Source organism: Streptomyces cyaneochromogenes (assembly GCF_003963535.1).
Classification (GTDB): Bacteria; Actinomycetota; Actinomycetes; order Streptomycetales; family Streptomycetaceae; genus Streptomyces; species Streptomyces shaanxiensis.
The window spans coordinates 1,627,513-1,653,591 of record NZ_CP034539.1 but is presented as its reverse complement, the minus strand read 5'-3'; the positions used below and the strand labels follow the sequence as shown (position 1 = coordinate 1,653,591).

The following is a 26,079-nucleotide window of genomic DNA, read 5'->3' as shown; positions in this document are numbered from 1 at the left end:
TGCACGATGCGCAACGAATTTCGGTTGAAAGGCTCGGCGCGTGGCAGACCTGTACGTGGATGGTGAATGGCGGGATCCGGTGGCCGGCGGGCACCGGGAGATCCGATGTCCCGCTGACGGCACGCTCGCGGCGACCGTCTCGGAGGCGACACGCCCCGACACCGAGGCCGCGATCGCGGCGGCCCGCCGTGCCTTCGACGCGGGGCACTGGCCGAACACCCCCGAGCGTGAGCGCGGCACCCTGCTGCTGCGCACCGCCGACATACTCGAGCGCGATGCCAAGGATTTCGCCCGCGCCGAGTCCCTGGACACCGGCAAACGGCTGGTGGAGAGCGAGTACGACATCGCCGATGTCGTCTCCTGCTTCCGCTACTACGGCGGGCTCGCGGGCACCGACGCGGGCCGTGTGATCGACACCGGCCGCGACGACGCCGTCAGCCGGGTCGTCCACGAGCCCATCGGTGTGTGCGGACTGATCACCCCCTGGAACTACCCGCTGCTGCAAGCCAGTTGGAAGGTCGCCCCGGCGCTCCTCGCCGGCAACACGATCGTCCTCAAGCCCAGCGAACTCACTCCCTCCACCTCCATCCTGCTGATGAAGGCACTTCAGGAGGCAGGGCTCCCGGCCGGCGTCGCCAACCTCGTCCTGGGCACCGGCCCCGAGGTGGGCGCACCGCTCTGCGAGGACCCCGCCGTCGACATGGTCTCCTTCACCGGAGGCCTGGAGACCGGCAAGCGGATCATGGCCACCGCCGCCGCGACCGTGAAGAAGGTCGCGCTGGAACTCGGCGGCAAGAACCCCAACGTCGTCTTCGCCGACGCCGACTTCGAGACGGCCGTCGACTTCGCCCTCACGGCCGTCTTCCTGCACTCGGGACAGGTCTGCTCGGCCGGCGCCCGGCTGATCGTCGAGGACTCCCTGCACGACCGCTTCGTCGACGAGGTCGTCCGCCGCGCCCGGCAGATCCGGCTCGGCGGTCCCTTCGACCCCGACGCCGAGACCGGAGCCCTGATCTCCGCACAGCACCGGGACAAGGTCGAGGCGTACGTCGCGTCCGGCCTCGCCGAGGGCGCCGTACTGCGCTGCGGCGGCGCACGGCCCGACGACCCCGCGCTGGCCGACGGCCACTACTACCTGCCCACCGTGCTCGACGAGTGCCGGCAGGACATGCGCGTGGTGCACGAGGAGTCCTTCGGGCCCGTGCTCACCGTGGAGCGCTTCACCGACGAGGACGACGCCGTACGCATCGCCAACGACACCGAGTACGGACTCGCCGGAGCCGTCTGGACCCAGGACGCCGGCAAGGCCCAGCGGGTCGCCCGGCGGCTGCGCCACGGCACGGTGTGGATCAACGACTACCACCCCTATGTGCCGCAAGCGGAATGGGGTGGCTTCGGGCACTCGGGCGTGGGCCGGGAGCTGGGACCGACCGGCCTGAACGAGTACCGAGAGCCTAAGCACATCTGGCAGAACATCCAACCCCGGCCGCAGCGCTGGTTCAGCGGCTGAACGCCGAAAGAAGGTCGAACGTGACCACACAGACCGAGGTGCCGCAGCGGCGCGGCACGCCCCAGGACTCGGGCTCCACCCCGGTCATATCCGTGCGCAGGCTGTGGAAGGTGTTCGGGCCGAAGGCCGACCAGGTGCCGGACTCCGAGGAGTTGTGCGGCCTCACCCGCCGCGAACTCATGGACCGCACCGGCTGCACCGCCGCCGTACGCGACGTCCACTTCGACGTCTCGCCCGGCGAGGTCTTCGTCGTCATGGGCCTGTCCGGCTCCGGCAAGTCCACGCTGGTGCGATGTCTGACCCGGCTGATCGAACCCACCGCCGGTGAGGTCGTCTTCGAGGGCGAGGACATCCGCCAGGCGGACGCCAAGCGCCTGCGCGACCTGCGGCGCCAGAAGTTCTCCATGGTCTTCCAGCACTTCGGTCTGCTGCCCCACCGCCGCGTCGTCGACAACGTGGCGTTCGGTCTGGAGATCCGCGGCTTGGGCAGAGCGGAGCGCACCAGGCGGGCCCAGGAGGTCGTCGAGCTGGTCGGCCTCGCGGGCTACGAGAACTCCTACCCCGACCAGCTGTCCGGCGGTATGCAGCAGCGCGTGGGCCTGGCCCGGGCGCTGGCCGGCGATCCGGACGTGCTCTTCTTCGACGAGCCGTTCTCGGCGCTGGACCCGCTGATCCGCCGCGACATGCAGAACGAGGTCATCCGGCTGCACCACGAGGTCGGCAAGACGATGGTGTTCATCACCCACGATCTCTCCGAGGCCCTCAAACTGGGCGACCGCATCCTCATCATGCGCGACGGCAAGATGGTCCAGTGCGGCACCGGCGACGAACTCGTCGGCGCCCCGGCGGATGACTACGTCCGCGAGTTCGTCAAGGACGTGCCCCGCGGCGACGTGCTCACCCTGCGCTGGATCATGCGCCCGCCGGCCGACGGCGACGCCCTGGACGGTCCCGAGCTGGGACCGGACGTCGTGGTCAAGGAGGCCACCCGGGCGGTGCTCGCGGCCGACAAGCCGGTCAAGGTCGTCGAGAACGGCAAGCTGCTCGGCATCGTCGGCGACGAGGAGATCCTCGCGGTGGTCGCCGGGCAGGAAGGCGGCGCGTGATGACCGTCGCCGTGGAGAAGACCGAGAAACCGGACGGACCGGACGAGACGGGGGCGAGCGGGGCCGTGGAGCGGCCCGCTCCGGCCAAGGGCGTGCGCAAGGTCAGCCGGTCCATGGTCGTGGGCGCGATCCTGGTCGTCTGGCTGGTGCTGTTCCTGGTGCTGCGCGGCCGGCAGACCCTCGCCCTGGGGGCGGCGGACCTGACCGATCTGCACCGGTGGTTCAACGACGTCAACGACTCGATCGGCGCGAACCGCAACTCCAACCCGCTGTTCCTGTACTTCTTCAACGAGATCCGCCTGGTCATCGACACCCTGGTGACCTTCGTCCAGGAACTGATCTCACAGCCCTCCGCCGACCGCCCCGTCCCGCAGATCGGCTGGCTCGGTGTCGTCGGCATCGCCGGCTATGTCTCCTGGGCCCTGGGCAACTGGCGGGTCGCGCTGCTGGCGGTGGCCGGCTTCACCTTCCTGGGCCTGCAGGGCCTGTGGCAGGAGAGCATGGACACGCTGGCGCTCACCGTCTCGGCCGTCTTCGTGGCGCTGCTGTTCGCGATCCCGCTGGGCGTGTGGGCGGGGCTGTCCGACCGGTTCAACCGGATCGTGACGCCCTTCCTGGACCTCATGCAGACGATGCCGACCTTCGTCTACCTGGCACCGCTGACCCTGTTCTTCCAGATCGGCCCGGCCTCCGCCACGATCGCCACGCTGATCTACGCGGCGCCGCCGACGATCCGCATCACCGCGCACGCCATCCGTTCCGTCCCCGAGACCACGGTCGAGGCGGCCGACTCGCTGGGCGCCACCCGGCGGCAGTCCCTGACGAAGGTGCTGCTGCCGATGTCCAAGCGGACCGTGGTGATGGGCGTGAACCAGACCATCATGGCCGCCCTGGCCATGGTGACCATCGCCGCCCTGATCGACGCGCCCGGCCTCGGCAAGACCGTCGTCCAGGCACTGCAGTCGCTCGACGTCGGCACGGCCTTCAACGCGGGGCTGGCCATCGTCGTCATGGCCATCGTCCTGGACCGGGTCACCACCGCGGCGAGCGGACGCGCGGAGGCGGCCCGACGTTCGAAGAACCGATTCCTGACCTGGCGACGCCCGCTCCTGGGCGTGGGGGCGGCCGTCACGGCGGTCCTGGTCTACCTGTCCCACACCTACATCTGGGCGGCGGAGTTCCCCGGCGAGGCAGGCACCGGCCGTGCCATCTCCAGCGGGGCCGACACCGTGACCACCTGGGCGCAGGACAACCTGTCGGGTATCACCAACGCCTTCCGCGACGCCATCACCAACGGTCTGCTCAACCCGTTCCAGACACTGCTCACCGACTCCCCGTGGTGGCTCGTCGGCGCGGCCCTGGTCGCGCTCGGCGTCGTCCTCGGCGGATGGCGCGCCGGCATCACCACGGCCGTGTGCGTGGGCCTCCTGGTCGGCACCGGAGTGTGGTCGGACAGCATGACGACGCTGGCCTCGACCGTGGTCGCCACGGTGCTCGTGATGCTGCTCGGCATCGTCTTCGGCGTGTGGATGGGACGCAGCGCGCTCGTGGACCGGCTGGTCAGGCCGAGCCTGGACGCGGCACAGGTCATGCCGCCGTTCGTCTACCTCGTACCGTTCCTCGCACTGTTCGGCGCGACCCGCTTCACGGCGATCGTCGCCGCCGTCGTCTACGCCGCCCCCGTCGCCATGAAGATCATCGCGGACGGGGTGCGGAACGTGCCCGCCACCACCGTCGAGGCGGCCACCTCCGCCGGGTGCAACACCTGGCAGATCATCACCAAGGTTCAACTGCCGATGGCACGCGGCGCCCTGACTCTCGCCACCAACCAGGGCCTGATCTACGTGCTGTCGATGGTTGTGGTGGGCGGCCTGGTGGGAGCAGGCGCCCTCGGCTACGACGTCGTGGCCGGCTTCTCGCAGGGACAGCTGTACGGGAAGGGGCTCGCCGCGGGGCTGGCCATCGTCCTTCTCGGCGTCATGTTCGACCGGATCACTCAGGCGGCGGCTCGCCGCACCAGCGCATAAGGAGCACCACCATGGCAAGACACTGGCGAGCCGGAGCGGCCGGCATAGCGATACTCGGCCTCACCCTCACGGCCTGCGGTGGCGCGAAGGTCGGTGACGACAGCGCCGGCGGCTCGGGCGAGTCCGGCAAGTGCGGCACCTTCAACCTCGCGGTCAACCCGTGGGTGGGGTACGAGGCCAACGCGGCGGTCATCGCCTACGTCGCGGAGCAGGACCTCGGCTGCAAGGTCACCAAGAAGGACCTGAAGGAAGAGATCGCCTGGCAGGGCTTCGGGACGGGCGAGGTCGACGCCGTCGTCGAGAACTGGGGTCACGACGACCTGAAGAAGAAGTACATCACCGACCAGAAGACCGCCGTCGACGCCGGGGCGACCGGCAACGAAGGCCTCATCGGCTGGTACGTGCCGCCGTGGCTGGCCAAGGCCCACCCGGACATCCTCGACTGGAACAACCTCAACAAGTACGCCGCCGAGTTCAAGACGTCCGAGTCCGGCGGCAAGGGCCAGCTCCTCGACGGCGACCCGTCGTTCGTCACCAACGACGAGGCGCTGGTGAAGAACCTGAAGCTGGACTACAAGGTCGTGTACGCGGGCAGTGAGACCGCCCTCATCCAGGCCTTCCGCAAGGCGGAGAAGGACAAGGAATGGGTGATCGGCTACTTCTACGAGCCGCAGTGGTTCATGTCCGAGGTGCCGCTGGAGAAGGTCAAGCTGCCCGAGTACAAGGAGGGCTGCGACGCCGACACGGAGAAGGTGAACTGCGACTACCCCGTGTACAAGCTGGACAAGATCGTCAGTGCGAAGTTCGCCGAGTCGGGCAGCCCCGCCTATGACCTGGTGAAGAACTTCACCTGGACCAACGACGACCAGAACACCGTGGCCAAGTACATCGCGGTGGACAAGATGACCCCCGAGGCGGCGGCGAAGAAGTGGGTCGAGGCCAACCGCGACAAGGTGGAGGCCTGGATCAAGTAGCTCCGCGAACCGTACGTCGCGAGCCGGTCGAAACATGCCCGGCGGTCGGTGCGCACCCCGCGCGCACCGACCGCCGGGCATCGCTGTGTTCCGGCCCGTTTTCCTAGGTCCCGCAGCCCTTGACACCCACCTGTGCGGAAGGCACATTGAGTTGCGCAACCTGAATCAAGTTGCGTGGAAAGCAACTCGATCTGCTCGACTGGTTAAACAAAACCGGAGGTGCGGCGATGGCGGGACCCCGAGTGGTCATCATCGGAGCGGGAGTCGTTGGCGCGGCCCTCGCGGACGAGATCTCCGCGCGAGGCTGGACCGAAGTGACCGTGGTCGACCAGGGCCCGCTCCCCGCCACCGGAGGCTCCAGCTCGCACGCCCCGGGTCTGGTCTTCCAGACCAACTCCTCCAAGACCATGACCGAGCTGGCCCGCTACACCGTCGAGAAGTTCTGCTCGCTCGACGTCGACGGCAAGCCCTGCTTCCTGCAGGTCGGCGGCCTCGAAGTGGCGACCACGCCGGAGCGCCTGACGGAACTGCACCGCCGCCACGGCTGGATCACCGCCTGGGGCATCGAGTCCCGGCTGCTGACCCCCGACGAGTGCGTCGAGCGGCACCCGCTGGTCGACCGCGACAAGGTCCTCGGCGGCCTCCTCGTCCCGACCGACGGCCTCGCCAAGGCCGTCCTCGCCGTGGAGGCCCAGATCCGCCGGGCCACCGAGCGCGGCGTCCGCTTCCTGGCCCGCCACGAGGTCCTCGACGTGACCCGGGCCGACGGCGAGGTGACCGGCGTCCTGACCGACCAGGGCGAGATCCCGGCCGACATCGTCGTGTGCTGCGCCGGCATCTGGGGCCCGAAGATCGCCCGCATGGTCGGCATGAACCTCCCGCTGACCCCGCTCGCCCACCAGCTCGCCTGGACCGGCCCCGTCCCGGCCCTGGCCGGCCAGACCGAGGAGGCGGTCCGCCCGATCCTGCGCCACCAGGACGCCGACCTCTACTACCGCGACCGCTTCGATGGCATCGGCATCGGCTACTACGGCCACCGCCCCATGCCGATCTCCGCCGACGACATCCTCTCCGTGGACGAGGCCGACGAGATGCCGTCCGTCCTGAAGTTCACCGAGGAGGACTTCGAGGACGCCTGGACGCAGACCCAGTCCCTCCTCCCCGCCACCAAGGAGGCGAAGGTCGAGGAGGGCATCAACGGCCTGTTCTCCTTCACCACCGACAACTTCCCGCTCCTCGGCGAGTCCCCGGACGTCAAGGGCTTCTGGGTCGCCGAGGCCGTCTGGGTCACCCACTCCGCGGGCGTCGGCCGGGCCATGGCGGAATGGCTGGTCGACGGGCACTGCTCGTCCTTCGACCTGCACGAGTGCGACGTCAACCGCTTCGAGCCGCACCAGCTCTCCCCGGAGTACGTCCTGGCCCGCGACTGCCAGAACTTCGTCGAGGTCTACGACATCCTCCACCCCCTGCAGCCCTCCGGCGACCCGCGCCCGATCCGCACCAGCCCCTTCCACGCCCGCCAGCAGGAGCACGGCGCCTTCTTCCTGGAGGCGAACGGCTGGGAGCGCCCGCAGTGGTACGAGGCCAACGCGGGCCTGGTCGAGGGCCGCAGCATCCCCACTCCCAACGACTGGGCCGCCCAGTTCTGGTCGCCGATCGTCGGCGCGGAGGCCCAGGTCACCCGCGAGACCGTCGCGATGTACGACATGACGGCCCTCAAGCGCCTGGAGGTGAGCGGTCCCGGCTCCGCCGAGTTCCTGGAGCGCCTGTGCACCGGCAAGGTCGCCAAGTCCGTCGGCTCGGTCACGTACACCCTGCTCCTCGACCACGACGGCGGCATCCGCAGCGACATCACCGTGGCCCGCCTCGCCCGCGACCTCTTCCAGGTCGGCGCCAACGGCAACCTCGACCTCGACTGGTTCACCCGTCACCTCCCCGCCGACGGCACGGTCCAGGTCCGCGACATCACCCCCGGCACCTGCTGCATCGGCCTGTGGGGCCCGCTGGCCCGCAAGGTCCTGCAGCCCCTGACCGACGAGGACTTCACCAACGACGGCCTGAAGTACTTCCGCGCCAAGCGCGCCTACATCGGCAGCGTCCCGGTCACCGCGATGCGGCTGTCGTACGTCGGCGAACTCGGCTGGGAGCTGTACACCACCGCCGACCAGGGCCAGAAGCTGTGGGACACCCTGTGGCAGGCGGCGAGGCCCCTCGGCGGCGTCATCGCCGGCCGCGGCGCCTTCAACAGCCTCCGTCTGGAGAAGGGCTACCGCTCCTTCGGCACCGACATGACCTACGAGCACGACCCCTACGAGGCCGGCGTCGGCTTCGCCGTCAAGCTCGACAAGGACGACTTCATCGGCAAGGCGGCGCTGGAGCGCCGCAAGGAGAACGTCCGGCGCAGGCTCACCTGCCTGACCATCGACGACCCGCGGTCGGTCGTCCTGGGCAAGGAGCCGGTGTACGACGGCGACCGCGCGGTCGGCTATGTCACCAGCGCCGCCTACGGCTACACGATCGGCAAGGGCATCGCCTACGCGTGGCTCCCGGCCGAGCAGGCCACCCCCGGCACGCGCGTGCAGATCGGCTACTTCGACCGGCGCGTCGACGCGGTCGTCGCCGAGGAGCCCCTGTTCGACCCGACCATGTCCCGCCTGCGTGGCTGACCCTCAGCCTCGACTCCGAGGGAAGGAACACCGCTGGTGAACGCACAGCTGCTCGACGGCAGGGCGACCGCCGCCGACATCCGACGCGAACTCGCGGAGCGCGTGGCCAAGTTGACCGCGACGGACGGTCGCCCGCCCGGCCTCGGCACGGTCCTGGTCGGCGACGACCCCGGCAGCCGCGCCTACGTCTCCGGCAAGCACCGCGACTGCGCCCAGGTCGGCATCGCCTCCATCCGCCGGGACCTGCCCGCCGACGCCTCGCAGCAACAGGTCGAGGACACGATCGACGAGCTCAACGCCGACCCGGACTGCACCGGCTACATCGTCCAGCTCCCGCTGCCGCGCCGGCTGGACGCCAATGCCGTACTGGAGCGCATGGACCCGGCCAAGGATGCCGACGGCCTGCACCCCGTCAACCTCGGCCGGCTCACCCTGGGCGTCGAGGCCCCGCTGCCGTGCACCCCGCGCGGCATCGTCGAACTGCTCCGCCGCCACGAGGTGCCGCTCGCGGGAGCGCGCGTCTGCGTGATCGGCCGCGGTATCACGGTGGGCCGCCCGATCGGCCTCCTCCTGACCCGCCGCTCCGAGAACGCCACCGTGACCCTGTGCCACACCGGCACCAAGGGCCTGGCCTGGCACGTGCGCGAGGCCGACATCGTCATCGCCGCCGCCGGCTCGCCCGGGCTGGTCACCAAGGACATGCTGCGCCCCGGTGCGGCGGTCCTGGACGTCGGTATCACCCGCACCGACCAGGGGCTGGTGGGCGACATCCACCCCGACGCCGCCCAGGTCGCCGGATGGCTCGCGCCCATGCCCGGCGGTGTGGGTCCCATGACCCGGGCGATGTTGCTGGCCAACGTCGTCGAGGCCGCCGAGAGGAACGCGAACGCCGTATGAACCTGTCCCTGCCCCAGGACGGAGCCGTCCGATGAGCCCCCGCACCCCCGGCGCCGACCTCCCCGACCACCCGGACTGGCTGTGGCGCAATCCCGAGCCCAAGCGGTCGTACGACGTAGTGATCGTCGGCGGCGGCGGACACGGCCTGGCCACCGCGCACTACCTCGCCAGGAACCACGGCATCACCAACGTCGCCGTCCTGGAGAAGGGCTGGCTCGCGGGCGGCAACATGGCCCGCAACACCACGATCATCCGCTCCAACTACCTGTGGGACGAGAGCGCCGGCATCTACGAGCACGCGCTCAAGCTCTGGGAGGGACTGGCGGAGGAGCTCGACTACCCGATCCTCTTCTCCCAGCGGGGCGTGCTGAACCTGGCCCACAGCCTCCAGGACGTCCGCGACAGCGTGCGCCGGGTCGAGGCGAATCGCCTGAACGGCGTGGACGCGGAATGGCTCGACGCGGACGGCGTCAAGGAAGTCTGCCCGATCGTCAACATCTCCCCGGACGTGCGCTACCCGGTCCTGGGCGCCACCTACCAGCCGCGCGCCGGCATCGCCAAGCACGACTACGTGGCCTGGGGCCTGGCCCGCTCGGCGGACGCGGCGGGCATCGACATCATCCAGAACTGCGAGGTCACGGGCCTGGACGTGGTCGGCGGCCGGGTGGTCGGCGTGCAGACGAACCTCGGCCCCATCGCGGCCGGCAAGGTGGCGCTCTGCTCCGCGGGCCACACCTCGGTCCTCGCCGCCATGGCCGGAATCGAACTCCCGCTCCAGAGCCACCCGTTGCAGGCCCTGGTCTCCGAGCTCCTGGAACCGGTGCACCCCACGGTCGTGATGTCCAACGCGGTCCACGTGTACGTCAGCCAGGCCCACAAGGGCGAGCTGGTGATGGGCGCGGGCATCGACGCGTACAACTCCTACACCCAGCGCGGCGCCTTCCACATCATCGAAGAGCAGATGTCGGCGGCCCTGGAGCTCTTCCCGGTCTTCGCCCGCGCCCACGTCCTGCGCACCTGGGGCGGCATCGTCGACACCAGTCCCGACGCCTCACCGATCATCGGGCTCACCCCCGTCGACAACCTCTACCTCAACTGCGGCTGGGGAACGGGCGGCTTCAAGGCCACCCCGGGCGTCGGCTGGGTCTACGCCCACACCATCGCCAACGACACCCCGCACGCCCTCAACGCCCCCTTCTCGCTCGACCGATTCACCACCGGCGCGCTCGTCGACGAGCACGGCGCGGCCGCGGTGGCCCACTAGGACCACTGGAAGCTCTGGGAGCCGATCCATGCTGCTCATCCCCTGCCCGTGGTGCGGGCCCCGCGACGAGGCCGAGTTCCACTACGGCGGCCAGGCCCACGTGCCGTACCCGCAGGACCCGGCGTCCCTCTCCGACCAGGAGTGGGCCCGCTACCTGTTCTTCCGCGACAACCCGAAGGGCCCCTTCGCCGAGCGCTGGAGCCACGCGGCCGGCTGCCGCCGCTGGTTCAACGCGGTACGGGACACGGCGACGAACGAGGTGCTGGCGGTGTACAGGTCGGGCGAGGAACGCCCGGCAACTGTTGAGCCGAGGCAGGCTGTCTCAGCCCGTCCGGCGTTTGAGGACGAGGCCCTTTCGGGGCCGATCGGGGGTCTGGGGGCAGAGCCCCCAGCCGGGGTCGAAGGGGCGGAGCCCCTTCAGGATGGGACGGGTAGGGGCGGCGGGGGCGAGACAACCCAGCCCTTCCGCCACGCGACCCGCGGCCGAGTCGACCGCGACACCCCCCTCACCTTCACCTTCGACGGCACCGAATACCAGGGCTACAGAGGCGACACCCTCGCCTCGGCACTATTGGCGAACGGCGTCGTCCAGGCCGGTACCAGCATCAAGCTCGGCCGCCCCCGGGGCATCTTCTCCGCCGGCGTCGAAGAACCCAACGCGGTCATCCAGATCGAGGAACCCTTCCCGGAGCCCATGCTCCCCGCGACGACCGTCGAGCTCTACGACGGCCTGGTCGCGACCAGCCTCCCCGGCCAGGGCCGCCTCGCCACCGCCCCCGACCCCGCCCGCTACGACGCCGTACACGCCCACTGCGACCTGCTCATCGTCGGCGCGGGCCCGGCCGGCCTCGCGGCAGCCGCGGCGGCAGCGAGAAGCGGCGCCCGCGTCATCCTCGCCGACGACCAGCCGGAACCCGGAGGCAGCCTCCTCGGCACGGCCGAACACCTCGACTGGGTACGGGAGGTGACCGAGCAGCTCGACGCCGCCCCCGAGGTCCGCGTCCTGTCCCGCACCACCGTCTTCGGCTACTACGACGACAACCACCTCCTCGCCGTCGAACGCCGCACCAACCACCTCGGCGCCCAAGCCCCCGAGAACGTCTCCCGCGAACGCGTCTGGCGCATCCGTGCCCGCCGGGTCGTCCTCGCCACCGGCGCCCACGAGCGCTCGCTGGCCTTCGCGGACAACGACCGCCCCGGCGTGATGCTGGCCTCCTCGGCCCGCACGCACGTCAACCGCCATGGCGCCCTGCCCGGCCGTCACGCGGTCGTCTTCACGACCAACGACAGCGCGTACGCGGCGGCCCTGGACCTGGCCTCGGCGGGCCTCGCCGTCACCGCGATCGTCGACACCCGCCCCGAACCGGGGGAGTGGGCCGAGCGCGCGAGGGCGGCCGGCATCGAGGTGCTGGCCGGGCACGCCGTCACCGGCACGCAGGGCGGGGCACGGCTCACCGCCGTGACCGTCGCGCCGTACGGAGAGTCCTCGGGGCAGCGGGAGTTCGCCGCAGACCTGCTGCTGGTCTCCGGCGGCTGGAACCCGGTGGCGCACCTGTTCAGCCAGTCCGGCGGCAAGCTGCGCCATGATCAGACGCTGGGCTCCTTCGTACCCGACAGCTGCCGTCAGGCGGTCGAGGTCGCGGGCAGCGCGAGCGGCGTCCTCGACCCGGCCACGGTCCTGGCACAGGGCGCGGCCGCCGGTGCCCGTGCCGTCGAGGCCGAGGGCTACACCCCCGAGGCGCCCCGCCTCCCCGAGGTGCCCGCGCAGCCGCGGCCGACGGCGGCGATGCACGTGTACGTCGTCCCGGGTGACCCGGACGCCCCCCGCTTCGTCGACCTCCAACGCGACGTCACCGTCGACGACCTGGCCCGCGCGACCGGCGCCGGCCTGCGCTCGGTCGAGCACACCAAGCGCTACACCACGGCCGGCACCGCCAACGACCAGGGCAAGACATCGGGCGTCCTGGCCAGCGGTGTGGTCGCCGAACTGCTCGGCGTGGACATCTCGGCACTCGGCACGACCACGTTCCGCCCGCCGTACACACCGGTCTCCTTCGCCGCCCTCGCGGGCCGCGACCGGGGTGCGCTGAGCGACCCGGTCCGCACGACCGCCATCCACGAGTGGCATGTCGCGCACGGCGCCCTGTTCGAGAACGTCGGCCAGTGGAAGCGCCCCTGGTACTACCCACAGGACGGCGAGGACATGGAAGCCGCCGTACTGCGCGAGTGCCGGGCCACCCGCGAAAGCGTCGGCTTCATGGATGCCTCCACACTCGGCAAGATCGACGTGCAGGGTCCGGACGCCGGGGTCTTCCTCGACCGTCTCTACACCAACATGATGAGCACCCTGAAGGTCGGCATGATCCGCTACGGCGTCATGTGCCGCCCGGACGGCATGGTCTTCGACGACGGCACGGTCATCCGCGTCGCCCAGGACCGCTTCCTGGTCACCACGACGACGGGCAACGCCGCCGCCGTACTCGACTGGATGGAGGAGTGGCTCCAGACCGAGTGGCCCGAGCTGAAGGTCCACTGCACCTCGGTGACCGAGCAGTGGGCCACGGTCGCCCTGGTCGGTCCGAAGTCCCGCGAGGTCCTCGGCTCGCTCGCGCCCCAACTCGCCGTGGCCAACGACGACTTCCCGTTCATGGCCTGGCGTGAGACGACCGTCGCCGGCATCGAGGCCCGGGTCTGCCGGATCAGCTTCTCCGGCGAACTCGCCTACGAGATCAACGTGTCACCTTGGCAGGGCCTCGCCCTGTGGGAGGCCGTGTACGAGGCCGGCGCCCCGTACGGCATCACCCCCTACGGCACGGAGACCATGCACGTCCTGCGGGCCGAGAAGGGCTACCCGATCATCGGCCAGGACACCGACGGCACGGTCACCCCGCAGGACCTCGGCATGAGCTGGGTGGTGTCGAAGAAGAAGCCCGACTTCATCGGCAAGCGGTCCTACGCCCGCGCGGACACCTCCCGCCCCGACCGCAAGCACCTGGTCGGCCTGCTCCCCGAGGACCCGGGCACCTTCCTCCCGGAGGGCACCCACCTGATCGCCGACGGTGTGCTGCTGACCCCGCCCGTGCCGATGCTCGGCCATGTCACGTCCAGCTATCGCAGCGCGGCCCTCGGCCGGACGTTCGCGCTCGCCCTGGTCAAGGGCGGCCGGGACCGTATCGGCGAGCGGCTGTACGCACCCGTGGGCGACCGGCTGGTCCCGGTGACCGTCGCCAGTCCCGTCCTCTACGACCCCGAGGGAGCCCGCCGCGATGGCTGACACCGCCCTTACCGCCCCGCTCCGCAGCCCTCTGTCGCACATCGCCGACCGCCTTGCCGCCGCGACCCGCACGTCCGGGGGCGCGATCCGGCTGGCCGAACTGCCCTTCCTGGCCCAGATCAGCGTGCGTCTCGACGCGAAGGGGGCGGCTGCGGAGGCCGTAGGGCTCGCACTCGACCTCCAACTTCCCCTCCAACCGAACACCGTCGTCCGCGCGGGGGAGTTGACCGCGCTGTGGCTCGGCCCCGACGAGTGGTTGCTGGTGGGGCCTCCGGGCAGTGAGCGGGACCTGGAGAGTCGTATCCGGGAGGCGGCAGGGGACGAGCCGGTCTCCGTCATCGACGTCTCCGCGCAGCGCACCACGCTCCTTGTCACGGGCCCCCGCGCCCACGACCTGCTGGCCCACGGCTGCCCGCTGGACCTGCACCCGCGGGCCTTCGGACCCGGGCGCTGTGCCCAGACGACCCTGGGCCGCACGCAGATCGTCCTGGTCGCCCGGGACGAACCCCGGGCCGGATTCTGGGTCCTGGTCCGCTCGTCGTTCGCCGGCTATCTGGCGGACTGGGTGCTCGACGCGGCGACGGAGTACGTCTGAGCGACCTGAGCGGGACTGGTTGTCCCGTCAGCACTGTGGGAGCTCCGCCGAGGGGCTCCCACAGGGGTTTGTGCATGGACCTTCGTGCCGAGGTCGCCGTCCGCGCACCGGACGTGGGCGCACGGCTGGTCGACGACGTCACAGGGGGCCGTTCTGCCGACGGGACCGGACGGGAGCCTCAGCCCAAGTGGCCCATCCGGCGGCTGATCTCCTCCGCGCCGCTGATCAGCAGGGGGGCGAGCTCGTGGATGCGGTCCTCGGTGAGGCGGTACGCGGGGCCGGAGGCGCTGAGTGCGGCGACGACCTCGCCGTCGCGGGAGCGGATCGGCGCCGCCAGGGCGTGCAGCCCGATCTCGAGTTCCTCCAGCGTCACCGCGTACCCGCGCTCCCGCGCCTCGGCGAGGTCCTTCTCCAGCTTCGTCCGGGCCGTCAGGGTGTGCGGCGTCAGCTTGTGCACCCCGGACTCCGCGAGCACGTCGGCGCGCTCCTCCGCCGTCAGGTGGGCCAGCAGGATCTTGCCGCTCGACGTGGCGTAGACCGGGGTGAGCTGCCCGACCCAGTTGTGCGTGCCGACGGCGCCGGGGCCGTACACCTGGTAGAGGTTGACCGCGTAGTGCTCCTGAAGGACCGCGATGTTGACCGTCTCGCCGATCTCCTCGCTGAGCCGCTCGCACACCGGCCGGCCCTGCTGGGTGATGTCGAGTCGGCCCGTGACCGCGCCGGCCAGGCGGACGATCCCGAAGCCCAGCCGGTACTTGCCCCGCTCGGCCGTCTGCTCGACCAGGCCGCGCGACTCCAGTGCCCCGAGCAGACGGAACGCGGTCGACTTGTGGACGTCGATCTCGGCGGCGACCTCGCTGACGCCCGCCTCGCCGCGCTGGGCGAGGATCTCCAGGACGCTGACGGCGCGATCGACGGACTGCACCCCACCCACCGCGGGACCCGTTGTTTCGCTCTCTGCGGTGTAGTTGCTCATAGCGCAACTATACGCAAGGCGGCCCAGGTTTCCCCAGGGGTTGCGGAAGGCGGATGGGGCGGCCGGAATCGGGCGCCCGCATGGTCGCACGGCCCGCCCGCTCGGCGGAAGGCCATTGTGCAGTTCTCGTTGACCAGCACCCTCGGCGTCACACCTATGGGCGTCCGGTGTCCGTTTTGCGCCGGGTGGCAACGTCGCTCCGGCAACCCCTTGACAGTGGGTGCCCACGGGGAGACAGTTTGAGAGTTGTTGCTCATAGCGAAGGAAGTTGCGTATAGCGCAACTTACCTGGCGGCTCGGCCGCCTTGGGGGCGATCGGCGTCAACGAGATCGCGGCCATCGCCGAGTACCTGCGCCCGCGCATCCCCACCCTGCCCGGCCGCTTCCTCGCGGGCTCGGCATGCATGTTCCCATCGCCCTCTTCGACCCCCGCCGGGTGCGCGTCCGACATTCTCCGAAGGTGACACGATGACCAGCACGAACCTGCCGCCGAGCCTGATCCCCACGCTGCCCGGTGAGTACTACACCGACCCCGGGGTCTTCGCCCAGGAGCAGGAGCGGGTCTTCGAGGCCATGTGGTTCTGTGTGGCCCGCGCCGCCGAGCTGGACAAGCCCGGCGCCTTCCGCACCTACCAGGTGGGCCGCGAGAGCGTGCTGATCTCCCGCTCGCGGGACGGCTCGGTCAAGGCGTTCCTCAACATCTGCCGACACCGCGGCGCCAAGCTCTGCACCGAGGAGTCCGGCGAGGTCAGGCGGGCCTTCCAGTGTCCGTACCACGCCTGGACCTACGGCCTGGACGGCAAGCTCGTCGCCGCGCCGAACCTCACGTCGATGCCGGACCTCGACCGCACCGCGTACGGGCTGATCAACGTCCATGTGCGGGAGTGGCTCGGGTATGTGTGGGTGTGCCTCGCCGACGAGCCGCCCTCCTTCGAGGCCGTCGTGCAGGGCGCGATCGTCGAGCGGCTCGGCGACGTCGAGTCGATCGAGCGCTACGGCATCGACGAGCTGAAGGTGGGCCGCCGTATCACCTACGACGTGAAGGCCAACTGGAAGCTCATCATCGAGAACTTCATGGAGTGCTACCACTGCGCCACCATCCACCCCGAACTCACCGAAGTGCTCCCGGAGTTCGCGGACGGCTACGCCGCCCAGTACTACGTCGGCCACGGCGCCGAGTTCGGCGACGAGGTCCAGGGCTTCACCGTCGACGGCTCCGAGGGCTTGGACCGCATCCCGGGTGTCGCCGAGGATCAGGACCGCCGCTACTACGCCATCACCGTCCGGCCGCAGGTCTTCGTCAACCTGGTGCCCGACCACGTGATCTTCCACCGGATGTACCCGATGGCACCCGACCGCACGGTCGTCGAGTGCGACTGGCTCTACCTGCCGCACGTCGTGGAGAGCGGCAAGGACGTGGAGCGTTCGGTGGAGCTGTTCCACCGGGTCAACCAGCAGGACTTCGACGCCTGTGAGCGCACCCAGCCGGCGATGAGCTCGAAGGCGTACGCCGGCGGCGGTGTCCTGGTGCCCAGTGAGCACCACATAGGCGAGTTCCACACCTGGCTGCAGAACAAGCTGGAAGTGCGGCCCCCGCACTGATCCACCTCTCCTGAAGTTGCGGATCGCGCAACTCGGAGCGTCATCGGAAATTCATATGCGACGCCTCCCTTGACAATGCCTGCGCTGCGCGAACAGCATGTTGCGTATAGCGAGCGTCGTTGTGTTATGCGAGACAACCCCGATCTGGAGCCGGCATGAGGAGCATCACCGTCGTCGGAGCGTCGCTGGCAGGACTGAGCACGGTCCGCGCGCTGCGCGCAGAGGGCTACGACGGCGAGATCGTCGTCGTGGGGGAGGAGCGCCACACTCCCTACGACCGCCCCCCGCTGTCCAAAAGCTTCCTGAAGGGCGACATCGACGCCGACGCGCTCGCGCTGGGCGACGCGGACGAATACGAGGCCCTGGACGTGCAGTGGCTGCTCGGCGAGCGCGCCGTGCGGCTCGACCCCGTCGCCCGCACCGTCACCCTGACCGGCGGACGGCATGTGCGCACCGACGGCGTCGTCGTCGCGACCGGCGCCAACCCTCGCACCCTCCCCGGCACGGACGGGCTGGCGGGCGTCCACACCCTGCGCACCCTGGACGACGCCCAGGCCCTGCGCGCCGAACTGCTGGACGGCCTGCCCCGGGTCGTCGTCATCGGCGCCGGGTTCGTCGGCGCCGAGGTGGCGTCCACCGCGCACCGGCTCGGGCTCCACGTCACAGTCGTCGAGGCCCTGGACGTACCCCTGGAGCGCCAACTCGGGCGCGAGATGGGGCTGGTGTGCTCCTCGCTCCACAGTGACCACGGGGTTCGGCTGCTGTGCGGAACCGGCGTGGCCGCACTCGTCGGCGAGGGCCGGGTCACGGGCGTACGGCTGGCGGACGGACGGCTGCTGCCCGCCGACATCGTCGTCGTCGGGGTCGGCGTCCGGCCCAACACCGACTGGCTCGCCGGTTCCGGAGTGCGGGTGGACGACGGCGTCGTGTGCGACACCGGCTGCTCGACCGGCGTCCCGGGTGTGGTCGCCGTCGGTGACGTCGCCCGCTGCCCCAACCCGTTCACCGGACGGCACGCCCGCATCGAACACTGGAGCAACGCCACCGAGCAGGCGAAGACCGCCGCCCGCACCCTGCTGACCGGCGTGTCGGCCACCGCCCCGCTCACCGCGCCGTACTTCTGGTCCGACCAGTACCAGGTACGCCTCCAGGTCGCCGGACACGTCGCCCCCGGCGCCGTGCCCGAGGTCGTCGAAGGCGACGTCGACAGCCGCACCTTCACGGCCGTCTACCGGCGCGAGGGCACCCCCGTCGCCGTGCTCTCCCTCAACCAGCCGAAGTTCTTCAACCGCCTCCGCCGCACCCTCGTCCCCGCCGCCGCGGCCGTCGTGTCATGAGCTCCGCGCCCCGGCTCTCCCCCGAATCCGCAGGGGACACCGCCACGAGCATCCCGCGGCACCTGCGGTACACCTGGGACCACGAGTGGCTGGTCGTGGACGAGGGCAACGCCACCGTCGGCATCACCGCGTTCGCGGCGAAGTCCCTCGGCGACGTCGTCGAACTCCGCCTGCCCGAAGTGGGCACCCGGGTCGAGGCGGGGGAGAGCTGCGGGCGGATCGAGTCACTGACCGCCTCCAGCCGCCTGTACGCCCCCGCCTCCGGCCGGGTCCTGGAAGTCAACACCGCGCCGGCCGACGATCCCGGCGTCGTCAACGCCGCCCCCTACACCGGCGGCCGGCTGTTCAGGCTGCGGGTCGAGAACATCGCCGGCGCGCTGTCCGCCGATGCCTACGCCGCTCACTGCGCCCACACCCGAGGAGACCGCCGATGACCCTGTTCAACCAGCCCCTGCACGAGCTGGACCCGGCGATCGCCGCCGCGCTCGACGCCGAGCTGGAGCGCCAGCAGTCCACCCTGGAGATGATCGCCTCCGAGAACTTCGCGCCGGTCGCGGTCATGGAGGCGCAGGGCTCGGTCGCCACGAACAAGTACGCCGAGGGCTACCCCGGCCGGCGTTACTACGGCGGCTGCGAGCACGTCGACGTCGCCGAGCAGATCGCCATCGACCGGGTCAAGGAGCTGTTCGGCGCCGAGTACGCCAACGTCCAGCCCCACTCCGGCGCCTCCGCCAACCAGGCCGCCCTGTTCGCCCTGGCCCAGCCCGGCGACACCATCCTCGGCCTGGACCTGGCCCACGGCGGCCACCTCACCCACGGCATGCGGCTGAACTTCTCCGGCAAGCAGTTCAACGTGGTCGCCTACCACGTCGACACCGCCACCGGCCTGGTCGACATGGCCGAGCTGGAGCGGCTGGCCAAGGAGCACCGGCCGAAGGTGATCATCGCCGGCTGGTCGGCGTACCCGCGCCGGCTGGACTTCGCCGAGTTCCGGCGGATCGCCGACGAGGTCGAGGCGTACCTGTGGGTCGACATGGCGCACTTCGCCGGGCTGGTCGCGGCGGGGCTGCACCCCAACCCGGTCGAGTACGCGGACGTGGTCACCTCCACCACGCACAAGACCCTCGGCGGGCCGCGCGGCGGCATCATCCTCGCCAAGCAGGCCTTCGCGAAGAAGCTGAACTCCTCCGTCTTCCCGGGCTTCCAGGGCGGCCCCCTGGAGCACGTGATCGCGGCCAAGGCGGTCTCCTTCAAGGTCGCCGCCTCGGAGGAGTTCAAGGAGCGTCAGCGCCGCACGGTCGAGGGCGCGCAGATCCTCGCCGCGCGTCTGACCGCCACCGACGCGCGCGAGGCGGGCGTGAACGTGCTGTCCGGCGGCACCGACGTGCACCTGATCCTGGTCGACCTGCGTGCGTCCGAGCTGGACGGGCAGCAGGCCGAGGACCGTCTGCACGAGGTCGGCATCACGGTCAACCGCAACGCGGTCCCCAACGACCCGCGCCCGCCGATGGTCACCTCGGGCCTGCGCATCGGCACCCCGGCACTGGCCACCCGCGGCTTCACCGCCGAGGACTTCACCGAGGTCGCCGACGTCATCGCCGAGACGCTGAAGGCGCCCTCTCCCTTCGGGACCGCCGACGCCGCAGCACTCAAGGCCCGCGTCAAGGCACTGGCCGACAAGCACCCGCTGTACCCCGGTCTGTAACCGACAACCTTCCCGCAAGGGCGAGCCCGTGACTGCTCGGCACGCCCCTCCAACCCCCGGAGTATGGCGTGGCAATCAGCGTCTTCGACCTGTTCTCCATAGGCATCGGCCCGTCCAGCTCGCACACCGTCGGCCCGATGCGCGCAGCCGGGATGTTCGTCGCCCGGCTGAAGCAGGACGGCGTGCTCGCCCAGACCGCCGCGGTACGGGCGGAGTTGTTCGGTTCGCTCGGCGCCACCGGCCACGGCCACGGCACACCGAAAGCGGTACTGCTCGGCCTGGAGGGACACGAGCCGCACACGGTCGATGTCGCCCAGGCCGACCTGGACGTCGAGCGGATCCGCGGCACCGGGCGCATCCGCCTCCTCGGTGCCGAGATCGGTCCGGCCCACGAGATCGAGTTCGACGCCTCGACCCAGCTGGTGCTGCACCGTCGACGCTCGCTGCCGTACCACGCCAACGGCATGATCCTCTTCGCGTACGACGCCGACGGTCTGCCGTTGCTGGAGAAGACGTACTACTCGGTGGGCGGTGGCTTCGTGGTCGACGAGGACGCGGTCGGCGCGGACCGGATCAGGGCCGACGACACGGTGCTCGCCCACCCGTTCAGCACCGGCGACGAGCTGCTGCGGCTGACGAAGGAGACCGGCCTGTCGATCTCCGCGCTGATGCTGGAGAACGAGAAGGCCTGGCGCACGGAGGAGGAGATCCGCGCGGGCCTGCTGGAGATCTGGCGGGTCATGGAGGCCTGCGTCGCACGCGGGCTGGGCCGCGAGGGCATCCTCCCCGGCGGTCTGAAGGTCCGTCGCCGGGCCGCGGCGGCGGCCAGGGCGCTGCGCAGCGAGGGTGACTCGGCGGGCCGCGCCATGGAGTGGGTGACGCTGTACGCGATGGCGGTCAACGAGGAGAACGCCGCGGGCGGCCGGGTCGTCACCGCCCCGACGAACGGCGCGGCGGGCATCATCCCCGCCGTCCTGCAGTACTTCCTCGACTTCGTGCCGGGCGCCGACGAGGACGGCATCGTCCGCTTCCTCCTCGCGGCGGGGGCCATCGGCATGCTCTTCAAGGAGAACGCCTCCATCTCCGGCGCCGAGGTCGGCTGCCAGGGCGAGGTCGGCTCCGCCTGCTCGATGGCCGCCGGAGGTCTCGCCGAGGTCCTCGGCGGCAGCCCCGAACAGGTCGAGAACGCCGCCGAGATCGGCATGGAGCACAACCTGGGCCTCACCTGCGACCCCGTCGGCGGCCTCGTTCAGATCCCCTGCATCGAGCGCAACGGCATGGCCGCGGTCAAGGCCGTGACCGCGGCCCGGATGGCCCTGCGCGGCGACGGCCGCCACCACGTCTCCCTCGACAAGGTGATCAAGACCATGAAGGAGACCGGTGCCGACATGAAGGTCAAGTACAAGGAGACGGCCCGCGGCGGCCTCGCCGTCAACGTCATCGAGTGCTGAGGAGCCGACAGAACGGGGAGTGAGGCCATGGGACGGGTCACCGAACGACGCCGCGTGGTGCGCATCCGGGACGGTGTGCGCAGCACGCGCCCGGACACCCTGGTGGCGGAGGAGCCACTGGAGATACGGCTCGGCGGCAAGCCGCTGGCGATCACCATGCGCACACCCGGGGACGACTTCGCGCTCGCCGTCGGATTCCTGGTGAGCGAGGGGGGGGTGAGCCGGGCCGAGGACGTGGCGAACATCGTGTACTGCGCCGGTGCCACCCAGGACGGTTCGAACACGTACAACGTCGTCGACATCCAACTCGCCCCGGGCGTACCGCTGCCCGACATCACCCTCGAACGGAACGTGTACACCACGTCGTCGTGCGGCCTGTGCGGCAAGGCAAGCCTCGACGCCGTACGGACCACGACGCGCTGGCCGATCGCCGACACACCCCCGGTCCGGGTCACCCCGGAACTGCTGGCCACCCTGCCGGACCGACTGCGCGCCGCGCAGCGGGTGTTCGACCGCACCGGTGGCCTGCATGCCGCCGGACTGTTCTCGCCCGAGGGCCAGCCGCTGGACCTGAAGGAGGACGTCGGCCGGCACAACGCCGTCGACAAGCTGATCGGCCGCGCGCTGCTGTCCGGCCAACTGCCCTTGTCGCAGCACATACTGCTGGTGTCCGGGCGGGCGTCCTTCGAGCTGGCGCAGAAAGCGGTCATGGCGGGCATCCCGGTGCTGGCGGCGGTCTCGGCGCCGTCCTCCCTCGCCGTGGACCTGGCGGCGGAGACGGGGCTCACGCTCGTCGGCTTTCTGCGCGGCGGCTCCATGAACGTGTACGCGGGCGAGCAGCGCCTCGACCTGCGGGCCGAGACCATGGCGGGCGGGCCGGCGAGGTGAGCCGGTACCGGACCCGGCTCGAAGAGCTCCAGCACGGCTGCGCCCACGGCAGCACGCCGGCCGGCCCACCCCGGTCGCGGCCACCCGACGCCCGCCACCGCCCCCGCCGCGTCGCGATGCTCAGCGTGCACACCTCACCGCTGCACCAGCCCGGTACCGGCGACGCGGGCGGAATGAACGTCTACATCGTCGAGTTGGCCAAGCGCCTCGCCGTCCTCGGCATAGAGGTGGAGGGGTGGTGGTCGGCCCAGGCCTGCGTCACGCCGTGGGTGAAGACGCACAGCTGGGCCGGCCACTACGACCTGGTCCACTCCCACTACTGGCTCTCCGGTCACGTCGGCCGGCTCGCCGCCGAGCGTTGGGGCGTCCCGCTCGTCCACGCCATGCACACCATGGCCAAGGTCAAGAACGCCGGCCTGGCCGACGGCGACACCCCTGAACCGGCGGCCCGCGTGCTCGGCGAGACCCAGGTCGTTCGGGCCGCCGACCGGTTGACAGCGAACACCGGCAAGGAAGCGGAGGACCTGCTCCGCCACTACGACGCCGACCCCGGCCGGGTCGCCGTCGTCCACCCCGGTGTCGACCTGGAGCGCTTCCGGTCCGACGCCCGGGGTGTCGAGGCCGGACGGGCCGTGGCACGGTCCCGCCCCGGCCTCCCGCAGGACGCGCTGATCCCCCTGTTCGTGGGCCGCATACAGCCGTTGAAGGCGCCGGACGTACTGCTGCGTGCGGTGGCCCGGCTGCTGGCGGAGCGGCCGCGGCTGCGTGAGCGGATCGTGGTGCCGGTCGTGGGCGGGCCCAGCGGCAGCGGCCTGGCCGAGCCGGAAGGGCTGCAGAAGCTGGCGGCCCGCCTGGGCATCGGGGATGTCGTGCTGTTCCGGCCGCCGGTCGGCCAGGACCGGCTCGCCGACTGGTACCGGGCGGCGTCCGTCCTGGTCATGCCGTCCCACAGCGAGTCCTTCGGTCTGGTCGCCGTCGAGGCACAGGCCTGCGGCACCCCGGTGATCGCCGCGCAGGTCGGCGGCCTGCCGGTGGCGGTGCGGGACGGGGTGAGCGGCGTTCTCGTACCCGGACACGACCCGGCGGACTACGCGCGGGCCCTGTACGGCTTCGCCGACACCCCTGCCCGCTCGGCCCGGATGGGCGAGGCCGCCATCCGGCATGCCCGGTCCTTCGGCTGGGCATCGGCCGCGGACGTGTACACGGCGGCCCTGCTCCGTCGGGGCAGCGGTTCCGGCGTGCTCCACGAGGGACGACTCCGGTAGCACGGCCCCCGAACTCCTGTCCGGGCGGGCCGGTGCGCAGTACCGTGCGGGCAGTGCGCACGGCAGGGGGTGGCGATGTCCTGGTACGACATGCGCGTCGCGCGCGTGGATGGGCCGTACAACCATGGATGACCAGCGGACTCCCGGCAGACCCGAGGCTCGCCACGGTGTCCGGAAAGCGGGTCGGATGGCTGCGCGGGGCGGACCGTCCGCCTACGCTCGCTCCGTGCTGCGCATCATCGACGCCCGAACCGGCGAGCCCGTCGACGCCGCCCCGGCCCGCCGGGGCCTGACCCGCATCGAGGCGCATACAGAGGGCTTCGACGTCACCGCCCTGCGGATACTGCTGGTCGCCGATCTGCTCGTGCGCGCCCTGGAGCTCGGCGGTACGCCGGTCTGGGCGCTGCTCGACGAGGAGCGGCAGCAGGCGGAACTGCGGGCCGGCGCCGCGGCGCTGGGCGTGCGGCCCTTCGAGGACGGCCGGGACGCCGCGTCCGGACTGGGCGAGGCGCAGGTCCTCCATGTCGTGCGCGAGGGAGGCGCGGAGCCCGACGGGGTGCGGGTCACCGTGGCGCCCGTGCACTCGGAGGCACCCCCCGCCGAGGCCGACCCCGCCGCGCTGCGTCTCGCCCTGCTCTCCCGGCGCAGAAGCGTGCCCGTACGGCTCGACACGGCCGCCCTCGCCGACGCCCACGACACCCTCGTACGCTGGCGTCGTGCCGTCGCCGGCTGGGCGCAGCGGCCGTCCCGGCCCATCCCCGACGAGGTGCGGACAGAGCTGCGCACCGCCTGGGAGGACGATCTCGACGTGCCCGGGGTCCTCGGAGTCCTGCGCTGGGTGGAGAGCGCGCCGGACCTGCCGGACGGCGCACGCTTCGAGACGTACGCCTATGCCGACCGCCTCCTCGGCCTCGACCTCACCCACGACCTGGGAACCTCCTCATGACCGCCGCCCGCATCGGAGCCGGCCCGCTGCGCCGACTGGTCGTCCTGCGGCACGCCAAGTCCGCGTGGCCGGAGGGCGTCGCCGACCACCAACGCCCACTCGCCCCGCGCGGCCGCCGGGACGCCCCGGTCGCGGGCCGGATGCTCGCCGAAGCCGACTGCCTGCCGGACCTCGCGCTGTGCTCGACCGCGGCACGCGCGCGTGCAACCTGGGAACTGGCGTCAGCCGAGTGGGGCACCCCACCGCCGGTGCGCCACGACCGGCGGCTGTACGCGGCCGACGTACCCGACCTGCTGGAGGTCGTGCACGAGGTGCCCCCCGAGGTCGAGACACTGCTGCTGGTCGGGCACAACCCCGGCCTGGAGGACCTCGTCCTCGCCCTCGCCGGGGACGGTCTCGACGACACCCTGGACGAGGTGCGCACGAAGTTCCCGACGTCGGCGATCGCCGTACTGGCCTGGCACGGGGCCGCCTGGCGGGCCCTCGAGCCCGGCACGGCGCTGCTGACGGACGTGATGGTGGCGCGGGGCAGGAAGAAGTGAGCCCCTCCCGCGCGGGCGGGCGTGGGCGCTGCGCATAGGCTGGCCCGATGCAGGACGAGTACCGCACAGTCGCCCGCGCGGGCGTGCACGAGACCGAGGTCAACCGCTCACGCTTCATCTGTGCGCTCGCCCCGGCCGCCACCGAGCAGGAGGCCCAGGAGTTCCTCGCCGCCGTCCGCAAGGAGCACGCGGACGCCACGCACAACTGCTGGGCCTACGTCATCGGCGCCGACGCCGCGATCCAGAAGGCGAGTGACGACGGCGAACCGGGCGGCACGGCCGGCGTCCCCATGCTCCAGATGCTGCTGCGCCGCGACATGCGCTACGTCGTCGCCGTCGTCACTCGCTACTACGGCGGTGTGAAGCTCGGCGCGGGCGGGCTCATCCGGGCGTACGGCGGAGCCGTGGGCGAGGCCCTGGACGCGCTCGGCACGCTCACGCGGCGGCGCTTCCGGCTGGCCACGGTCACCGTCGACCACCAGCGCGCCGGCAAGGTGGAGAACGACCTGCGGTCGACCGGCCGCGAGGTGCGCGACGTGCGGTACGCCGAGGCGGTCACCATCGAGGTCGGTCTGCCGGACGCCGAGGTGGAGGCGTTCCGGGCGTGGCTCGCGGACGTCACGGCGGGGACCGCGGGGTTCGAGCTCGGGGGCGAGGCGTACGGGGACGCGTGACGGTCCGATCTGCGGTCACGTCGGGCAGGCTCGGGTGAAATGTCCGTAACGGGCATATGGCGGGCCTGTCATGACGGGGCGATACGGGAGTAACCGCCCGTGCTGTCAGACCCGGCCGTCAGTCTCGGGGATCATGAGGCTGCTGCACACATTTTCGGGGCGCTTCCTGTCATAACTGTGGCCATTTTGGCAAAGGTGCAGGTCAGGGCAGGTGTCATTTCGCTGATGAGGGGTTCGTCGGTGGCGCCGGTGCTGGTTCGGTGCTGACCTCTGGGCATCCGTCACCATCCCTGGCGACCTGTCCCGTGCTGGTTCTGTGCTGGGTAGAGCGGGCTGCGAGTTCGCGAACAAGGTGACGGCCACACTCGCTCCATCACCAA

The 26,079-nt window shown here is 71.0% G+C and carries 20 protein-coding genes; 19 read left to right on the top strand and 1 reads right to left on the bottom strand.

Annotation, left to right across the window (positions count from 1 at the left end; genetic code table 11):
* Window positions 1–40 precede the first annotated feature (40 nt).
* The 9 genes from EJ357_RS07110 (at window position 41) to EJ357_RS07070 (ending at window position 14,313) form a co-directional block, all read left to right on the top strand.
* Window positions 41–1,510: an aldehyde dehydrogenase family protein gene (locus EJ357_RS07110; protein WP_126389762.1), complete on the top strand. Its 1,470-nt coding sequence runs from the start codon at window positions 41–43 to the stop codon at window positions 1,508–1,510.
* A gap of 20 nt (window positions 1,511–1,530) precedes the next feature.
* Complete coding sequence (locus EJ357_RS07105; protein ID WP_126389760.1) at window positions 1,531–2,616, top strand: quaternary amine ABC transporter ATP-binding protein; 1,086 nt, start codon at window positions 1,531–1,533, stop codon at window positions 2,614–2,616.
* A complete protein-coding gene (locus EJ357_RS07100) occupies window positions 2,616–4,643 on the top strand; it encodes an ABC transporter permease (RefSeq protein WP_126389758.1) in 2,028 nt (675 codons plus the stop codon). Before EJ357_RS07105 ends, EJ357_RS07100 begins: the two co-directional genes overlap by 1 nt.
* 11 nt (window positions 4,644–4,654) lie before the next feature.
* Window positions 4,655–5,617, top strand: coding sequence for an ABC transporter substrate-binding protein (locus tag EJ357_RS07095; RefSeq protein WP_126389756.1), 963 nt, complete (start codon window positions 4,655–4,657; stop codon window positions 5,615–5,617).
* A gap of 227 nt (window positions 5,618–5,844) precedes the next feature.
* Window positions 5,845–8,283, top strand: a complete 2,439-nt coding sequence (locus EJ357_RS07090) for a GcvT family protein (protein ID WP_126389754.1) — start codon at window positions 5,845–5,847, stop codon at window positions 8,281–8,283.
* Between the two features lie 36 nt (window positions 8,284–8,319).
* Complete coding sequence (locus EJ357_RS07085) at window positions 8,320–9,180, top strand: bifunctional methylenetetrahydrofolate dehydrogenase/methenyltetrahydrofolate cyclohydrolase (RefSeq protein ID WP_126389752.1); 861 nt, start codon at window positions 8,320–8,322, stop codon at window positions 9,178–9,180.
* Window positions 9,181–9,211: 31 nt separating this feature from the next.
* Window positions 9,212–10,444 (top strand): sarcosine oxidase subunit beta family protein, encoded by a 1,233-nt coding sequence (locus tag EJ357_RS07080; RefSeq protein WP_126389750.1) that lies wholly within the window; start codon window positions 9,212–9,214, stop codon window positions 10,442–10,444.
* Window positions 10,445–10,472: 28 nt separating this feature from the next.
* A complete protein-coding gene (locus EJ357_RS07075; RefSeq protein WP_126389747.1) occupies window positions 10,473–13,718 on the top strand; it encodes a sarcosine oxidase subunit alpha family protein in 3,246 nt (1,081 codons plus the stop codon).
* A complete protein-coding gene (locus EJ357_RS07070) occupies window positions 13,711–14,313 on the top strand; it encodes a sarcosine oxidase subunit gamma (protein ID WP_126389745.1) in 603 nt (200 codons plus the stop codon). The genes EJ357_RS07075 and EJ357_RS07070 overlap by 8 nt, the downstream gene beginning before the upstream one ends.
* A 178-nt stretch (window positions 14,314–14,491) precedes the next feature.
* Here EJ357_RS07070 and EJ357_RS07065 read toward each other — a convergent pair whose 3' ends face one another.
* Entirely contained in the window at window positions 14,492–15,289 is a 798-nt protein-coding gene (locus EJ357_RS07065) for an IclR family transcriptional regulator (RefSeq protein WP_126389743.1), read from the bottom strand.
* A gap of 468 nt (window positions 15,290–15,757) precedes the next feature.
* Here EJ357_RS07065 and EJ357_RS07060 point away from each other — a divergent pair, with 468 nt between their 5' ends.
* The 10 genes from EJ357_RS07060 to EJ357_RS07015 all read left to right on the top strand — a co-directional run bounded on the left by EJ357_RS07060 (window position 15,758) and on the right by EJ357_RS07015 (window position 25,699).
* Window positions 15,758–16,891, top strand: a complete 1,134-nt coding sequence (locus tag EJ357_RS07060) for an aromatic ring-hydroxylating oxygenase subunit alpha (RefSeq protein WP_126389741.1) — start codon at window positions 15,758–15,760, stop codon at window positions 16,889–16,891.
* 155 nt (window positions 16,892–17,046) lie between these two features.
* Entirely contained in the window at window positions 17,047–18,228 is a 1,182-nt protein-coding gene (locus tag EJ357_RS07055; protein WP_126389739.1) for an NAD(P)/FAD-dependent oxidoreductase, read from the top strand.
* A complete protein-coding gene (gcvH, locus tag EJ357_RS07050; protein WP_126389737.1) occupies window positions 18,225–18,662 on the top strand; it encodes a glycine cleavage system protein GcvH in 438 nt (145 codons plus the stop codon). Before EJ357_RS07055 ends, gcvH begins: the two co-directional genes overlap by 4 nt.
* Entirely contained in the window at window positions 18,659–19,933 is a 1,275-nt protein-coding gene (glyA, locus tag EJ357_RS07045) for a serine hydroxymethyltransferase (RefSeq protein WP_126389735.1), read from the top strand. Before gcvH ends, glyA begins: the two co-directional genes overlap by 4 nt.
* Before the next feature lie 68 nt (window positions 19,934–20,001).
* Entirely contained in the window at window positions 20,002–21,384 is a 1,383-nt protein-coding gene (locus tag EJ357_RS07040) for an L-serine ammonia-lyase (protein ID WP_126389733.1), read from the top strand.
* A 27-nt stretch (window positions 21,385–21,411) separates the two neighbouring features.
* Complete coding sequence (gene fdhD, locus EJ357_RS07035) at window positions 21,412–22,272, top strand: formate dehydrogenase accessory sulfurtransferase FdhD (protein WP_126389731.1); 861 nt, start codon at window positions 21,412–21,414, stop codon at window positions 22,270–22,272.
* The gene (locus EJ357_RS07030) at window positions 22,269–23,537 is read left to right on the top strand and encodes a glycosyltransferase (RefSeq protein WP_228473001.1); all 1,269 of its coding nucleotides are present in this window, start codon (window positions 22,269–22,271) and stop codon (window positions 23,535–23,537) included. Before fdhD ends, EJ357_RS07030 begins: the two co-directional genes overlap by 4 nt.
* Window positions 23,538–23,724: 187 nt before the next feature.
* On the top strand, window positions 23,725–24,483 hold the full coding sequence (locus EJ357_RS07025) for a hypothetical protein (RefSeq protein ID WP_126389729.1): 759 nt from the start codon (window positions 23,725–23,727) through the stop codon (window positions 24,481–24,483).
* The gene (locus EJ357_RS07020; RefSeq protein ID WP_126389727.1) at window positions 24,480–25,025 is read left to right on the top strand and encodes a SixA phosphatase family protein; all 546 of its coding nucleotides are present in this window, start codon (window positions 24,480–24,482) and stop codon (window positions 25,023–25,025) included. Before EJ357_RS07025 ends, EJ357_RS07020 begins: the two co-directional genes overlap by 4 nt.
* 47 nt (window positions 25,026–25,072) lie before the next feature.
* Window positions 25,073–25,699: a YigZ family protein gene (locus EJ357_RS07015; protein ID WP_126389725.1), complete on the top strand. Its 627-nt coding sequence runs from the start codon at window positions 25,073–25,075 to the stop codon at window positions 25,697–25,699.
* Window positions 25,700–26,079 lie beyond the last annotated feature (380 nt).

Bases quoted from the DNA above. Each gene is read 5' to 3' on its own strand.
- fdhD (WP_126389731.1), top strand. From the start codon at position 21,412: ATGGGACGGGTCACCGAACGACGCCGCGTGGTGCGCATCCGGGACGGT.
- EJ357_RS07075 (WP_126389747.1), top strand. From the start codon at position 10,473: ATGCTGCTCATCCCCTGCCCGTGGTGCGGGCCCCGCGACGAGGCCGAG.
- EJ357_RS07095 (WP_126389756.1), top strand. From the start codon at position 4,655: ATGGCAAGACACTGGCGAGCCGGAGCGGCCGGCATAGCGATACTCGGC.
- EJ357_RS07015 (WP_126389725.1), top strand. From the start codon at position 25,073: ATGCAGGACGAGTACCGCACAGTCGCCCGCGCGGGCGTGCACGAGACC.
- gcvH (WP_126389737.1), top strand. From the start codon at position 18,225: ATGAGCTCCGCGCCCCGGCTCTCCCCCGAATCCGCAGGGGACACCGCC.
- EJ357_RS07070 (WP_126389745.1), top strand. From the start codon at position 13,711: ATGGCTGACACCGCCCTTACCGCCCCGCTCCGCAGCCCTCTGTCGCAC.
- EJ357_RS07080 (WP_126389750.1), top strand. From the start codon at position 9,212: ATGAGCCCCCGCACCCCCGGCGCCGACCTCCCCGACCACCCGGACTGG.
- EJ357_RS07055 (WP_126389739.1), top strand. From the start codon at position 17,047: ATGAGGAGCATCACCGTCGTCGGAGCGTCGCTGGCAGGACTGAGCACG.
- EJ357_RS07020 (WP_126389727.1), top strand. From the start codon at position 24,480: ATGACCGCCGCCCGCATCGGAGCCGGCCCGCTGCGCCGACTGGTCGTC.
- EJ357_RS07065 (WP_126389743.1), bottom strand. From the start codon at position 15,289: ATGAGCAACTACACCGCAGAGAGCGAAACAACGGGTCCCGCGGTGGGT.
- glyA (WP_126389735.1), top strand. From the start codon at position 18,659: ATGACCCTGTTCAACCAGCCCCTGCACGAGCTGGACCCGGCGATCGCC.
- EJ357_RS07090 (WP_126389754.1), top strand. From the start codon at position 5,845: ATGGCGGGACCCCGAGTGGTCATCATCGGAGCGGGAGTCGTTGGCGCG.
- EJ357_RS07025 (WP_126389729.1), top strand. From the start codon at position 23,725: ATGGCTGCGCGGGGCGGACCGTCCGCCTACGCTCGCTCCGTGCTGCGC.
- EJ357_RS07060 (WP_126389741.1), top strand. From the start codon at position 15,758: ATGACCAGCACGAACCTGCCGCCGAGCCTGATCCCCACGCTGCCCGGT.
- EJ357_RS07100 (WP_126389758.1), top strand. From the start codon at position 2,616: ATGACCGTCGCCGTGGAGAAGACCGAGAAACCGGACGGACCGGACGAG.